At 42.5% G+C, this 15,000-nt stretch carries 12 protein-coding genes, 1 tRNA gene, 1 rRNA gene, 1 other RNA gene and 1 other annotated feature (1 of these 16 running past the window's edge); of the genes, 14 read left to right on the top strand and 1 reads right to left on the bottom strand.

Annotated elements, in window-relative coordinates; all coding sequences use genetic code 11:
• Positions 1 to 102 precede the first annotated feature (102 nt).
• The 6 genes from guaB to BSM4216_RS00090 all read left to right on the top strand — a co-directional run bounded on the left by guaB (position 103) and on the right by BSM4216_RS00090 (position 6,820).
• Positions 103 to 1,569: an IMP dehydrogenase gene (guaB, locus tag BSM4216_RS00065; RefSeq protein ID WP_003352272.1), complete on the top strand. Its 1,467-nt coding sequence runs from the start codon at positions 103 to 105 to the stop codon at positions 1,567 to 1,569.
• A 369-nt stretch (positions 1,570 to 1,938) separates the two neighbouring features.
• Positions 1,939 to 3,282 (top strand): D-alanyl-D-alanine carboxypeptidase family protein, encoded by a 1,344-nt coding sequence (locus tag BSM4216_RS00070; protein ID WP_003352270.1) that lies wholly within the window; start codon positions 1,939 to 1,941, stop codon positions 3,280 to 3,282.
• A 158-nt stretch (positions 3,283 to 3,440) separates the two neighbouring features.
• Positions 3,441 to 4,322 (top strand): pyridoxal 5'-phosphate synthase lyase subunit PdxS, encoded by an 882-nt coding sequence (gene pdxS / locus BSM4216_RS00075; protein ID WP_003352269.1) that lies wholly within the window; start codon positions 3,441 to 3,443, stop codon positions 4,320 to 4,322.
• A gap of 13 nt (positions 4,323 to 4,335) precedes the next feature.
• Positions 4,336 to 4,920 carry a pyridoxal 5'-phosphate synthase glutaminase subunit PdxT gene (pdxT, locus tag BSM4216_RS00080; protein ID WP_003352268.1) on the top strand — a complete coding sequence of 195 codons (585 nt, stop codon included), beginning with the start codon at positions 4,336 to 4,338 and terminating at the stop codon, positions 4,918 to 4,920.
• 54 nt (positions 4,921 to 4,974) lie between these two features.
• Positions 4,975 to 5,185: a binding site (T-box leader), on the top strand.
• Positions 5,186 to 5,301: 116 nt separating this feature from the next.
• Entirely contained in the window at positions 5,302 to 6,585 is a 1,284-nt protein-coding gene (gene serS / locus BSM4216_RS00085; RefSeq protein ID WP_003352267.1) for a serine--tRNA ligase, read from the top strand.
• A 142-nt stretch (positions 6,586 to 6,727) separates the two neighbouring features.
• Positions 6,728 to 6,820 (top strand) — tRNA-Ser (locus BSM4216_RS00090).
• A 181-nt stretch (positions 6,821 to 7,001) separates the two neighbouring features.
• Here BSM4216_RS00090 and BSM4216_RS00095 read toward each other — a convergent pair.
• Positions 7,002 to 8,288 (bottom strand): glycoside hydrolase family 18 protein, encoded by a 1,287-nt coding sequence (locus BSM4216_RS00095; RefSeq protein WP_048622319.1) that lies wholly within the window; start codon positions 8,286 to 8,288, stop codon positions 7,002 to 7,004.
• 289 nt (positions 8,289 to 8,577) lie between these two features.
• On the opposite strand from BSM4216_RS00095, the gene tadA reads away from it, so the two are divergent.
• The 8 genes from tadA to BSM4216_RS00130 form a co-directional block, all read left to right on the top strand.
• Entirely contained in the window at positions 8,578 to 9,054 is a 477-nt protein-coding gene (tadA, locus tag BSM4216_RS00100) for a tRNA adenosine(34) deaminase TadA (protein WP_003352262.1), read from the top strand.
• Between the two features lie 111 nt (positions 9,055 to 9,165).
• An RNA gene (gene ffs, locus BSM4216_RS15940) (signal recognition particle sRNA large type) lies at positions 9,166 to 9,430 on the top strand.
• Positions 9,431 to 9,841: 411 nt separating this feature from the next.
• On the top strand, positions 9,842 to 11,533 hold the full coding sequence (dnaX, locus tag BSM4216_RS00105) for a DNA polymerase III subunit gamma/tau (protein WP_048622320.1): 1,692 nt from the start codon (positions 9,842 to 9,844) through the stop codon (positions 11,531 to 11,533).
• 150 nt (positions 11,534 to 11,683) lie between these two features.
• On the top strand, positions 11,684 to 12,007 hold the full coding sequence (locus tag BSM4216_RS00110; protein WP_003352260.1) for a YbaB/EbfC family nucleoid-associated protein: 324 nt from the start codon (positions 11,684 to 11,686) through the stop codon (positions 12,005 to 12,007).
• 9 nt (positions 12,008 to 12,016) lie between these two features.
• Positions 12,017 to 12,613 (top strand): recombination mediator RecR, encoded by a 597-nt coding sequence (gene recR, locus BSM4216_RS00115; protein WP_003352259.1) that lies wholly within the window; start codon positions 12,017 to 12,019, stop codon positions 12,611 to 12,613.
• Positions 12,614 to 12,626: 13 nt separating this feature from the next.
• Positions 12,627 to 12,845: a YaaL family protein gene (locus BSM4216_RS00120; RefSeq protein ID WP_003352258.1), complete on the top strand. Its 219-nt coding sequence runs from the start codon at positions 12,627 to 12,629 to the stop codon at positions 12,843 to 12,845.
• Positions 12,846 to 12,899: 54 nt separating this feature from the next.
• Positions 12,900 to 13,166 (top strand): pro-sigmaK processing inhibitor BofA family protein, encoded by a 267-nt coding sequence (locus BSM4216_RS00125; RefSeq protein ID WP_003352257.1) that lies wholly within the window; start codon positions 12,900 to 12,902, stop codon positions 13,164 to 13,166.
• 688 nt (positions 13,167 to 13,854) lie between these two features.
• Positions 13,855 to 15,000 (top strand): 16S ribosomal RNA (locus tag BSM4216_RS00130) (it continues 409 nt past the right edge of the window).

A 15,000-nucleotide genomic window follows, 5' to 3' on the forward strand; every position in this document is an offset into this window, starting at 1 on the left:
CCCAAAATGTTTGAAAAATCAAACTTATTGTGGATATCTTGACAGTATTTTATCCAATTGATAACCTACTAATAATATTTTGGACTAGGAGGGCGAGAAAAAATGTGGGAAACCAAATTTGTAAAAGAAGGACTAACTTTTGACGATGTTCTGTTGATGCCTGCAAAGTCGGATGTATTGCCAAGAGACGTGGATTTAAGTGTTTCTTTAACAGAAACATTGAAGTTAAATATTCCTATTATCAGCGCTGGTATGGATACCGTAACGGAAGCGGAAATGGCGATTGCCATGGCTCGTCAAGGCGGATTGGGGATTATTCATAAAAATATGAGCATTGAACAGCAGGCGGAGCAAGTTGACAAGGTGAAACGGTCAGAGAGCGGCGTCATTACGGATCCTTTCTTTTTAACGCCTGAACATCAAGTGTATGATGCTGAACATTTGATGGGCAAGTATAGAATTTCCGGGGTCCCGATTGTAAACAATGAACAAGAACAAAAATTAGTCGGCATTATTACGAACCGGGATTTACGGTTTGTACAAGATTATTCCATCAAGATTTCTGAAGTGATGACAAAAGAGAATTTAGTAACGGCTCCGGTTGGGACGACATTAGAAGAAGCTGAAAAAATCCTTCAGAAGCATAAAATTGAAAAACTGCCATTGATTGATGAGAACGGTGTATTAAAAGGATTAATTACGATTAAAGATATTGAAAAAGTGATTGAGTTTCCGAACTCTGCGAAAGATAAGAAAGGACGGCTTTTAGCGGGTGCTGCTGTAGGTGTTACGAAAGACACGATGAAACGTGTGGAGATGTTGGTAAAGGCGAATGTCGATGTCATTGTCATTGATACCGCGCATGGCCATTCGCAAGGAGTTATTAATACCGTGAAAGAAATACGGGCCGCTTATCCGACACTCAATATTATTGCCGGTAACGTTGCAACTGCAGAAGCGACAAGAGCTTTAATTGAAGCAGGGGCAGACATTGTGAAAGTTGGGATCGGACCTGGTTCGATTTGTACGACGCGCGTTGTGGCTGGAGTAGGCGTGCCGCAAATAACAGCGATATATGATTGTGCAACGGAAGCAAGAAAATACGGAAAAGCGATTATTGCGGACGGTGGAATCAAATATTCCGGAGACATTGTCAAGGCGTTGGCTGCCGGAGGGCATGCTGTTATGCTAGGAAGCTTGCTGGCTGGAACTTCCGAAAGCCCTGGAGAAACGGAAATTTATCAAGGACGACGTTTTAAAGTGTATCGAGGAATGGGTTCGATCGGTGCGATGGAAAGTGGTTCAAAAGACCGTTATTTCCAAGAAGATGCCAAAAAATTAGTTCCGGAAGGGATTGAAGGTCGTGTTCCTTATAAAGGACCGCTTGCTGACACGATTTATCAGCTGGTTGGCGGAATCCGTTCGGGCATGGGATACTGTGGAACCAAAAATTTGGAAGAATTGAGAGAAAATGCTCAATTTATCCGGATGACAGGTGCTGGATTAAGAGAAAGCCATCCGCATGATGTCCAAATTACGAAAGAAGCCCCAAATTATTCTTTGTCTTAATGATTGAAATCTGCTTTTGATGTCAACATGACAAATCTCGAGGCGGTAGGGAAATAGCCCTGCCGCCGTTTATTTTTTCTGGTCTAAAAGTAGGTCACAATGAAAGGGAGTCCTTTAGTAATCTAATAGAATTCAAGTTTTAAAAATCATAAAATCAGTTTTCATTCTTGCCGTAAAACGAAATGAACCAGATTACTTAATACATTTCAAATAAGCTGAAAGGAAAAAAGATTCTACGGATATAGTCATGCCTATGGGCCCATTGTGATCGTTTCGAAAATAAAAAGTAGTCCAATCCTCTGTCTACTTTTTGTCTTGAGAGTATGATAAAATATCGAAGGTGTACATATAAAGATGGAGGGCTATTGAGTGAGAAAGAAGAAGGTTTACAAAAGTATCGCCTGTTTAGTCAGCTTGTTGCTATTGACCGTTTTACTTCAATCTCCCGTTCAAGCTCAAGCGGAAGAAACTCCAAATATTAACGCTGCAGCTGCAATTCTAATAGATGGAGATACCGGGAAAATTTTATACGAAAAAAATGCTGATAAAATGTTGGGAATTGCAAGTATGACTAAAATGATGACAGAATACTTGCTTTTGGAAGCGATTAAAGAAAAAAAGGTCAGCTGGGATACGGAATATCGAGTAAGTGATCGTGTTTATAAAATTTCCCAGGAAAGAAATTTTTCAAATGTCCCACTGCGATTAGGAGAAAAGTATAAAATACGAGAATTATATGAAGCCATGGCAATTTATTCTGCCGATGCTGCTTCAATAGCTATCGCCGAAACCATTGCTGGCTCCGAAGAAAACTTTGTGAAATTAATGAACCAAAAAGCGAAAGAACTTGGCTTGCAGTGCAAATTTGTGAATGCAACCGGTTTAAGCAACAAAGATTTAAAAGGAATGTATCCGAAAAATTCAGGGCCAAACGATGAAAATTTGATGACAGCAAGATCTACTGCAAAATTAGCTTATCGACTTATAAAAGATTATCCGGAAGTGTTAAAAACAGCCAGCATTCCCAAAAAGAAATTTCGCCCTGGAACAGCCGATGAAATCAATATGGAAAATTGGAACTGGATGTTGCCGGGATTAGTTTTTGCTTACAAAGGAATGGATGGTTTAAAAACAGGGACAACCGATTTTGCTGGATATTGTTTTGCAGGTACGGCCAAGCGAGGAAATGTACGTCTTATTTCTGTTGTGATGAATGCAAAGGATCCAAGTGGAAAAGGTTCTTATAATGCCAGATTTACCGAAACGAAAAAACTGTTGGATTATGGGTTTAATGAGTTCTCTCGACAAAAAATTTATCCGGCTAAATTACAATTAAAAGGATACGAAACGATAAAGGTTGAAAAAGGAAAAGACAAAGAAGTGACCATTTATACAAACAAGCCTTTTTATGACCTCGTAAAAAAAGGTGAACCTAAAAAATATACCGCTTCTTTCACGCCGGATAGGTCAAAGATTGATAAAAACGGCGCTTTGAAAGCACCTGTTCAAAAAGGTGAAACAGTCGGCTATTTAACCTTCCATTCTGAAACCAACAATCCGTTGGGATACTTGTCAAAAGAGGAAGAAAAAAAGGCTAGCATCCCGGTTGTAACGGCAAAAGCGGTGGATAAAGCGAACTGGTTCATCCTTTCACTACGAAGTATTGGGGATCTTTTCGATGGAATGTTTTCCACAGTTAAAAGCTGGTTTTGATAGTTTTTGACCTCCTTGTATTGACAGGAGGTTTTTTTTGTTGTTTATTTAAATTCAAGGGAATCATATGATCCTCCAATCATATCGGAAAACCCGGATATTTCAAAATTTTTAACAAATAATTATATAGACGTCCTTGTCTGAAGGGGGAATTACAAGTGAGTACAGGTACAGATCGGGTTAAAAGAGGAATGGCCGAAATGCAAAAAGGCGGAGTCATTATGGACGTTGTCAATGCTGAACAGGCCAAAATTGCTGAAGCAGCAGGAGCAGTGGCTGTTATGGCATTGGAAAGAGTCCCTGCTGATATCCGAGCAGCCGGTGGAGTAGCAAGAATGGCAGATCCGCGCGTTGTGGAAGAAGTTATGAATGCTGTTAGCATTCCAGTCATGGCAAAAGCAAGAATTGGTCATATTGTGGAAGCTCGTGTGCTGGAAGCGATGGGTGTAGACTATATCGATGAAAGTGAAGTATTGACACCGGCAGATGAGGAATTTCATATTAATAAAAAAGAATTTACGGTTCCATTTGTATGCGGATGCCGTGATCTTGGAGAAGCTGCCCGTCGTATTGGGGAAGGAGCGTCTATGTTAAGGACAAAAGGAGAACCTGGTACCGGAAATATTGTGGAGGCAGTTCGCCATATGCGCAAAGTCAACGCGCAAGTTCGAAAAGTAGTTCATATGAGCGAAGACGAGCTCATGACGGAAGCTAAGAAATTAGGAGCTCCTTATGAAGTATTGCTTCAAATTAAAAAAGAAGGTCGTCTTCCAGTTGTCAACTTTGCGGCTGGTGGGGTTGCTACACCTGCTGATGCAGCGCTTATGATGGAATTGGGAGCGGACGGAGTATTTGTCGGTTCTGGTATCTTTAAATCTGAAAATCCGGAAAGATTTGCAAAAGCGATTGTAGAAGCAACGACTCACTACCAAGATTATGAATTAATTGCAGAATTATCGAAGAATTTAGGAATTCCGATGAAAGGAATGGAAATCTCCACGCTTTCTCCGGAAAACCGGATGCAAGAGCGCGGTTGGTAAGGGGTTAAACAACATGAAAATTGGAGTACTAGGACTTCAAGGTGCTGTTCGTGAACATATTCGATCTGTCGAAGCATGCGGCGAAGAAGCGTTTGAAATTAAAAAAGTCGATCAGTTGAAAGATTTGGACGGGCTGATTCTTCCTGGGGGAGAAAGCACTACAATGAGACGGCTGATCGACCGCTATGGATTTTTAGAACCTATTAAAGAATTGGCCAATAGCGGAAAACCGATTTTTGGAACATGTGCCGGCCTTATTTTACTGGCGAAAGAAATTGTCGGTTATCAACAACCGCACTTAGGACTCATGGATGTGACGGTGGAACGAAATTCATTTGGTAGACAGCGGGAAAGCTTCGAAGCTGAACTTGATATTAAAGACGTTGGCGAGTCTTTCCCGGCAGTATTTATTCGTGCTCCGCATATTGTGAAAGTCGGCCCTAATGTCGAAGTGCTCGCAAAACATGAAGATCGGATTGTAGCGGCACGGGAAGGCAATCTATTAGGATGTTCTTTCCACCCGGAATTAACGGATGATTATCGGTTTACGAAGTATTTTTTGAACATGGTAAAAGAAGCCAAACAAGCTCGCGTATAAACAACTTGCGAGAGAACGAAAATTATAGTAAATTGGTCTTGAAAATTAAAGAAGATCAAAGCAATGAAAGGAAATAGTAGCAGGACATCCCTGGCATAGAGAGTCGATGGTCGGTGGAAATCGAACCGGGATGCTTGTGAATCCATCCTGGAGTGGAATGCTGAAAAAATGAGTAGGCATTTCCGGTTCTCGCCGTTATCCAGATGAAGTGGAAAGTGTGCAACTTTCAATTAGGGTGGCAACGCGGGTTACTCTCGTCCCTTATACAGGGATGAGAGTTTTTTTGTGGATTCAGAGAAACCGGTGGAGCCTGGAAGCTTCAACGTCTAGTTGATTGTTCGAATTCATGGATATAAAAACGTTGGAAAGGAAGTGGCGATAATGTTAGACATCAAGTATTTACGCAATCATTTTGAAGAAGTAAAAGAACGTCTGCAGCACCGTGGAGAAGATTTATCTGATTTTGAAAAGTTTGAAACGCTAGATCAAAAGCGGAGAGAGCTTCTTACGAAAAGCGAACAATTGAAAAGCAAAAGAAATAATGTGTCCCAACAAATTGCTCAAATGAAGCGAGAAAAGCAAAATGCTGACCACTTGATTCAAGAGATGCGAGAAGTCGGGGACGAAATTAAAGAGTTGGACCATCAATTGAAAACTGTAGAAGAAGAACTTCAGCAGTTGTTGTTATCCATTCCGAATATTCCACATGAAAGCGTACCGGTTGGCGATTCTGAGGATGACAACGTGGAAATCCGCAGGTGGGGAGATATCAAAACCTTTGATTTTGAACCGAAACCGCATTGGGATCTTGCTGATCAATTAGGTATTTTAGATTTTGAAAGAGCGGCTAAAGTGACAGGAAGCCGGTTTGTGTTTTATAGAGGGTTAGGCGCCAGATTGGAACGAGCGTTAATCAGTTTTATGCTCGATCTTCATGTGGAAGAGCACGGATACGAAGAGATTCTCCCTCCTTATATGGTCAATCGCGCCAGTATGACAGGTACTGGACAATTGCCGAAATTTGAAGAAGATGCCTTTTTAATTGAAAAAGAGGATTATTTCCTCATTCCTACAGCTGAAGTGCCTGTCACCAATTACTTCCGGGATGAAATTTTGGATGGCGACCAGCTGCCCATTGCATTTGCTGCATACAGTGCATGCTTCCGGTCTGAAGCGGGTTCGGCGGGAAGAGATACGAGGGGATTAATCCGTCAGCACCAATTTAATAAAGTCGAACTTGTCCGCATCGTCAAACCTGAAGATTCTTATGCAGAATTGGAAAAATTGACAGGGCATGCAGAAAAAGTTTTGCAGCTTTTAGGACTTCCGTATCGAGTCATGAGCATGTGTACGGCGGATTTAGGATTTACAGCGGCTAAAAAATATGATATTGAAGTATGGCTTCCAAGCTACAATACGTTCCGCGAAATTTCTTCTTGCAGCAATTTTGAGGCCTTCCAAGCGAGAAGAGCGAATATCCGCTTCCGCAGAGAAAAAAATGCAAAGCCGGAACATGTCCATACGTTAAATGGATCTGGCTTGGCCATTGGACGTACCGTAGCAGCCATTTTAGAAAATTATCAGCAAGCGGACGGAAGTGTGATCATTCCAGAAGTACTCCGCCCTTATATGGGAGGGAAAGAAGCGATCCGCCCGGAAAAATAAAGGAAAGGGACCTGATTGAAAAGATGCTTTCAACGGGTCATCGGAACTATATAGGCAGAAGGAAAAAACTTCTGCCTTCTTCCTATCTTTTTTGGTTATTGACACTATTCATTCATTGTGATAAATTATTTTTTGTCCGTATGGAGGAGTACCCAAGTCTGGCTGAAGGGATCGGTCTTGAAAACCGACAGGCGGGTTACACCGCGCGGGGGTTCGAATCCCTCCTCCTCCGCCATCACTCACAAGCGCATAAATATTGGAGATATTGTACAAAATTCGTTACAACTATGTAGCGAATTTTTTTATGTCTTTTTGCCCTGCTCTTGAAACAGAATCTTTTATCCGTTTAGACTTTTATTGGAGGCACAGCTGATCTGTACCGAAGAATGCAGGCAGCCATACTTTCAATGACGCTTTTATTTTTTGACGGGATTGAAATTGTCAGCTAGAAGCAGCCAATTTTGAGGGAAAGAAAGACCTAGTTTCCAATAGCTCATGCCTTTTAAATTGAGTTCTTTCACTAAATCAAATTTTGCTTGAATGGAACGAGCGTCTTCAAACCATACTTTATGCCTTCGATTTTGTTCATCGATGTAGTCGATATACGGGGCTTGAGCTTGTTGGTCATATTGAATGGCGGCGTTGTATTTTACTGCCAAGAGAATAGCCTGCTGCGGGCTAATGGCTTTTGCCGTATCTCTTCCCGGCACAAACGGCAAAGTCCAATCATAACCGTACAAATTCTGCCCCATTAAAATTTTTTGCGAAGGAATTTCTGAAACAGCATATTGAAGAACTTGACGTACAGGTTCAATAGGTGATACGGCCATTGGAGGGCCGCCGCTGTATCCCCATTCATATGTCATAATGACGACAAAATCAACGATGGCTCCGTGGGCTTTATAGTCGTGTCCTTCGTACCATCTCCCTTTTTGGTCTGCACTTGTTTTTGGAGCAAGAGCAGTGGAAATGAACCAGCCTTGGCGAGAAAAGAGGTCTTTTGCTTTTCTTAAAAATTGATTATAGGCTTCCCGATCTTCGGGGCGAAGGTATTCAAAATCAAAGTGGATGTCTCGAAAGTGGTATCTGTTGGAAAGGGAGATAATATTTTGGAGAAAGCGGTTTTGAATTTGTTGATCGTTCAACAAAATCTGACCCAACTCGGCACTGAATTGGCCCTGTTCTTGATTCGTAATGACCATCACGAGGATATTGCGGTTTTGTGAAGCAATGGCCGCCAAATTGCCCAGGGGAGGCGTGTCCAAAGTTCCATCCCTTTTTGCTCGAAAACTAAAAGGAGACAAAAAAGTCAAATAAGGAGCGGCTTCTCTTGCGCTGGATTCGAGTTCTGGCGATACAGAGGTTCCGAAAGGCTCAACATAGGCGTTAAATTCTGCATTTCGTTTCCGTGATGGGGGGATAAACAGGCGCAATCCTTCTCTTAGCACTGTGTTAACTGAAATTCCGTTGACGCGAGCAAGTTCTTCAGGAGATAAGCCATATCTGCGGGAAATGGACCAAAGGCTGTCCCCCCTACGAACAGTATAAAAGCTCCCGGAAGTAGGAATGACAATCGCTTGCCCGATTACCAGATGATCGGGATTCGGCAATTGATTGGCCGTTTCAATAGCATTTGCGTTTATGTTATACTCTCGGGCAATGCTAGTTAATGTCTCATTTTGTCTAACCACATGAATTTGCAATCCGATTCCCCCTCTAGATGTATTCATTAGTAAATGTTTATGACAGAGACGAGCAAGATATTCGAAATTTTTGGCTATTCATTCGGATCCGCTTTTCCTGTGCAATATAAAATATGATTGACTGTACATATGTTCATTTTTCTGTGCGAAAAGAGGATTCTTCCCCGCGCCACTTATTGGTTTTTGCTTTTCGTATTCTATGAGGATGGGATTTTTCCCTGTTTAAGGTGAAAAGTGTTTATGATCGAAATGTTTGTCCCTCGAAAACGAATGTGAGGAGTTGTTCCACATGAAAGAACAAGATCTTTTTTTTATGAAAATAGCGATCGAAGAAGCAAAAAAGGCGGAAGAAATCGGCGAGGTTCCGATAGGCGCAGTCATTGTTATGAACAATCAAGTCATAGCCAAAGCTCATAACAAAAGGGAAACGTCCCAAAATGCTGTTGCCCATGCAGAGGTGTTAGCGATTCAAGAAGCTTGCAGAAACGTTGGCTCTTGGAGGTTGGAGGGAGCGACATTGTATGTTACGTTGGAACCATGTGCCATGTGCAGCGGGGCGATTGTATTGTCACGGATAGAACGTGTAGTATACGGAGCTAAAGATCCAAAAGGAGGCTGCGCAGGCACGCTGATGAATCTATTGACAGAAGATCGCTTTAATCATCAATGCGACGTGACCGCCGGAGTGCTTGAACAAGAGTGCGGGGCAATATTGACGGATTTTTTTCGAAAATTAAGAGAAGAAAAAAAGAAAAATAAGGGATAAATATAAAATATCAATGATAGGATGAAAATCTTAACATCGGTTGCTTTTTTATAGTCGACCTAGTATACTAATATATGCACCAATAAGGTGCTTAATATGGTATCAACTATGCCGTGCTAGGTGGGGAGGTAGCGGTGCCCTGTACCCGCAATCCGCTCTAGCGGGACTGAATCCCTTCCCCCGGTCGATATTCTGCAGGGTCTGCCTTAAGCAAGTGGTGTTGACGTTTGGGTCCTGCGCAATGAGAATCCACGAACCATGTCAGGTCCGGAAGGAAGCAGCATTAAGTGGACCATCTCATGTGCCGCAGGGGTGCCTGAACCGAGCTAACTGCTTAAGTAACGCTTGTGGGAGTCGGTCAAAGGAAGGTGCACGGCAGTTTCATACATAATAAAAAAAGTCCATCCTTTCATGGGATGGGCTTTTTCGCTTTTGATTACCTAATCGTCTCTTTGTATTGGTGTAAAAAGTTTTTTCTATAGGTTATAATAAAGTGAAGCTTTTATTATTTGGAAATCGTATATTGTAGTTGCGATTCGTTGGCTCAATCAGACATACTCAGGCAGAAAATTTATGTTTTTTTATTTGGGGCCAGTAAGACTCCTGCATCTGGGATTTGAAGGAAAAATGATCGTTTGGCGGTGCTGACTGTCTCTCAATGTCTAATGGGTTCAATTCATCATTAGTGAAGATGATAGAACTCCTTGCTGGAATTTCATTTCAATCGATAAGAGAGATTCTTCTGCCTGATCAGATAACGGAATCATAACTTTACGGAGGGGGAATCATGAGTTATCAAGCTTTATACCGTGTCTGGCGTCCGCAAACTTTTGCTGATGTCGTAGGCCAAGAACATGTGACGAAGACATTGCAAAATGCCCTCCTTCAACAAAAAATTTCTCATGCTTATTTGTTCACGGGCCCGCGAGGAACGGGAAAAACGAGCGCGGCTAAAATTTTGGCCAAAGCCGTCAATTGTGAGCATGCACCAACTATGGAGCCTTGTAATCAATGCAGCGCATGCAAAGGAATTACGGATGGATCGATACCGGACGTAATAGAAATTGACGCCGCTTCCAATACGGGAGTGGATGATATTAGGGATATTCGAGATAAAGTCAAATATGCGCCGAGTGCGGTTCCTTTTAAAGTATACATTATTGATGAAGTTCACATGTTGTCGATTGGCGCTTTCAATGCTTTGCTGAAAACGTTGGAAGAACCGCCGAAACATGTTATTTTTATTTTAGCTACAACGGAGCCTCATAAAATTCCGCTGACCATTATTTCAAGATGTCAGAGATTTGATTTTAAGCGTATTACAACCCAAGCGATTGTGGAAAGAATGAAGCTGATCGCAGATGAGTCTGGCGTTTCGTACGAAGAAAATGCTCTGCGGATCATAGCTCGGGCAGCGGAAGGCGGAATGAGGGATGCTTTAAGTTTATTGGATCAGGCTATTTCCTTCAGCAATGAAAAGTTGACGGAAGAGGATGCCCTTGTAGTCACCGGATCCGTTGGACATAGCACATTGAATCATCTTGGGCGGGCTATTTTGGAAAAAGATATTGCATCAGCAATGGAAGGGTTGGAAAGTCTATTCATGAAAGGGAAAGACCCTTCAAGATTTACGGAGGATTTCATTCATTATTTTCGAGATCTCCTTTTATATAAAACAGCCCCTCAGCTCGAAGATACTTTAGAGCACCCTGCTGATGAAGAATTTATTTCTTTGGCTCGAGAGTTTCCGACTGATTTCATCTATGATTGCATAGAGATTTTAAATCAAACTCAACAAGAAATGAAATTCACGAATCATGCTAGAATATATTTGGAAGTAGCTTTCGTGAAAATGTCTCAAGCGGAAACAAAACCAGTCGCATCGCAAGTTCAGCCGGACTTGTCGAAACTGCTTAGCAGGATCGAAACACTAGAACAAGAGTTGCATGAATTGAGAAGCAGAGGACTTTCCCCGGAAGAAACTTCCCCTGTGAAAACACCGCCAAAGAATCCAGTACGGTCGCACCATGACTATAAAGTGCCGGTGAAGAAGATCGAGCATATTTTAAAAGAGGCGACCAAACAGGATTTGCAATTATTGAAAAGCCGGTGGGGAGAAATGCTCGAAATTCTCAATCAACGCCAAATGCGGTCACAGGCGGCATTACTGAACGATGCGGAACCAGTAGCTGCTTCGCCGGATTCGTTTGTATTAAAATTTAAATATGACATTCATTGTAAAATGGCGATGGAAAATGCAAAATTTGTAGAAGCGATTTCTTCGGTGTTTGGGGAATTGACGGGAGTTCGCTATGTGCCGGTGGGTATTCCGGAAGAAAAATGGCATATCATTCGCGAAAATTTTATCAGACAACAAAAGGAGAACATCGCCGATGACGGCAGCCGTAATGAGGAAGATCCTCTAATTGCCGAAGCAGTGAAGCTTGTGGGAGAAGACTTGCTAGAGATTAAAGATTAATATTCATGGTATATCACATCCTGGCTTAGTCTTTTTAAGAAATATGTATTTTGGTCAGCTTATTTTTAGTGATAGGAATGCTCCTGCTCATTGAATAATTACCTTTCTAAAAGCAGGTCATGGAGCAGATAAAAATGGAGGATGATAAAAATGATGCGTGGAATGGGCAATATGCAGAATATGATGAAGCAAATGCAAAAAATGCAAAAGAAGATGCAGCAAGCACAAGAAGAACTCGGTGAAAAAAGAGTAGAAGGTACGGCAGGCGGCGGCATGGTAAAAGTGGTTGTTTCTGGCCATAAAGAAGTGCTGGACGTAATCATAAAAGAAGAAGTAGTGGATCCGGAAGATGTTGAAATGCTGCAAGATTTAGTGCTTGCTGCTACAAATGACGCACTCAAGAAAGTAGATGAATTGACGAATGAAACAATGGGGCAATTTACAAAAGGGTTAAACATCCCAGGGTTGTTCTAGGAGGAAATTATGCATTATCCAGAACCGATTACAAAACTCATCGATAGTTTTATGAAACTGCCAGGAATCGGGCCGAAAACTGCCGCCCGACTGGCATTTTTTGTTCTCGACATGAAGGAAAATGAAGTATTGGATTTTGCCAAAGCGCTTGTCGACGCTAAACGAAATCTTGGATATTGTTCCATCTGTGGGCACATCACGGATCAGGATCCGTGTTATATTTGTCAGGATGAAAGAAGAGACCGAAGTGTAATCAGCGTTGTCCAAGATCCAAAAGACGTGATTGCCATGGAGAAAATGAAAGAATATAACGGATTGTATCATGTACTTCACGGGGCTATTTCTCCTATGGATGGCATCGGACCGGAAGATATCAATATTCCTAGTTTGCTAAAAAGGCTGCAAGATGAAACGGTTCAAGAAGTGATTCTTGCCACCAACCCCAATATCGAAGGAGAAGCAACGGCAATGTATATTTCTCGTCTTCTAAAACCGACCGGTATCAAAGTAACGAGAATTGCTCACGGACTTCCGGTTGGAGGAGACTTGGAGTATGCGGATGAAGTAACGTTGTCGAAAGCACTGGAAGGAAGAAGAGAGATATAGGCGGTGAAGGTAAGTGCTGATTCGGAAGAAACATAAATTAAAAGCGGAATTTGACAACAAACTTATTGAACAGATGGAAGCGGCGCGGCAAGAATGGCTGCAGCAAAGCAATTTTTTAAAACTAAGCATGGAGCAAAGCCTCGATTTGATCACGCGAAAGAAAATCGCTGAAGCCAAATATTTTTTTCTCTATCGAGAAGCTAAAAAAAGAAAAATTATCATAAAAAGATAGCCTGGTTCATAAGATCTCCTAAGTGGACAAACTTATGAGATTGGAGGGGCTTTTTTGGAATTTGCTTATTCATTGGGGATATTGGCGATCTTGCTTTTGTTGTGGATTGCTTTTAAAGCAAATGTCAAACCGTTAAAATTTTTAGGCAACATTGTTATAAAGGGGGCCATCGGTGCTCTATTCTTATTTCTTCTGAATTTGTTCGGCAACCAGTATAGTTTGCATGTCCCTATTAACCTAGCAACTTCTTTTATAGCCGGTCTTTTGGGAATTCCGGGAGTTTGCGCCCTTGCCGCCATTCAGTTATGGATTCTTTCGTAATGTTTGTACGATGATTGAATCGATACCTGCTTTTCAGCTGAGCTGTTTGCACGGGCGGGTATGTTGGAATTTGAGATATTTTCTTTTCGTAATGGAAATCATCATTTATTTGGAATTTCTTTAAATGTTTTTGAAAGGTATGTTGAACCAGACAGAGACGTCCAACAAGGGCGACTCTGTTTTGTTATGACTTTAGTAAGTTGAGCTCGCGATAGCGTGCGAAACAATAAACCACCTGCTATGCGGGTGGCGCCGATTTGCTTTTTCATTTTGCTTATCCCAATTGTTTTTTACGATTATCTTTTTGTTACACGGCTTCTTGTTCAAAGTGAAGGCATGCTTTTGAAAAATCTACTGGATATGATCGAATGGACTTGTGAAACTAGATTTCATTCTCTTTGTTTTTGTTATTAAGAGCTGTAACTTAAGTAAAATGATGATATTACCATATTGGACCGAATAATTTTCTTTACACTTTTTAAAAAAATGTAGTATTAGTATTGACAGCTATATTTAATGGTGATAATATATATCTCGTCGCTGTTAGTTCTTGAAAAAAAGAAAAAACAGTAGACATAAACTTAGATTTGTGATATTATTTAAAAGTTGACAGGAAATTGATCTTTGAAAACTGAACAAAACGAAGCGTAAACCAATGTTTCGATAGAAACAAGCCAAGTCAAATTTCTTTTTGGAGAGTTTGATCCTGGCTCAGGACGAACGCTGGCGGCGTGCCTAATACATGCAAGTCGAGCGGACTTTCAAGAAGCTTGCTTTTTGAAAGTTAGCGGCGGACGGGTGAGTAACACGTGGGCAACCTGCCTGCAAGACGGGGATAACTCCGGGAAACCGGGGCTAATACCGGATAATATCTTCCTTCGCATGAAGGAAGGTTGAAAGGCGGCGCAAGCTGCCGCTTGCAGATGGGCCCGCGGCGCATTAGCTAGTTGGTGAGGTAACGGCTCACCAAGGCGACGATGCGTAGCCGACCTGAGAGGGTGATCGGCCACACTGGGACTGAGACACGGCCCAGACTCCTACGGGAGGCAGCAGTAGGGAATCTTCCGCAATGGACGAAAGTCTGACGGAGCAACGCCGCGTGAGCGAAGAAGGTCTTCGGATCGTAAAGCTCTGTTGTCAGGGAAGAACAAGTACCGTTCGAACAGGGCGGTACCTTGACGGTACCTGACCAGAAAGCCACGGCTAACTACGTGCCAGCAGCCGCGGTAATACGTAGGTGGCAAGCGTTGTCCGGAATTATTGGGCGTAAAGCGCGCGCAGGCGGTCTCTTAAGTCTGATGTGAAAGCCCACGGCTCAACCGTGGAGGGTCATTGGAAACTGGGAGACTTGAGTGCAGAAGAGGAGAGCGGAATTCCACGTGTAGCGGTGAAATGCGTAGAGATGTGGAGGAACACCAGTGGCGAAGGCGGCTCTCTGGTCTGTAACTGACGCTGAGGCGCGAAAGCGTGGGGAGCGAACAGGATTAGATACCCTGGTAGTCCACGCCGTAAACGATGAGTGCTAAGTGTTAGAGGGCTTCCACCCTTTAGTGCTGCAGCTAACGCATTAAGCACTCCGCCTGGGGAGTACGGCCGCAAGGCTGAAACTCAAAGGAATTGACGGGGGCCCGCACAAGCGGTGGAGCATGTGGTTTAATTCGAAGCAACGCGAAGAACCTTACCAGGTCTTGACATCCTTCGCTACCTCTAGAGATAGAGGGTTCCCCTTCGGGGGACGGAGTGACAGGTGGTGCATGGTTGTCGTCAGCTCGTGTCGTGAGATGTTGGGTTAAGTCCCGCAACGAGCGCAACCCTTGACCTTAGTTGCCAGCAT

The organism is Bacillus smithii, from assembly GCF_001050115.1.
GTDB lineage: Bacteria > Bacillota > Bacilli > Bacillales > DSM-4216 > Bacillus_O > Bacillus_O smithii.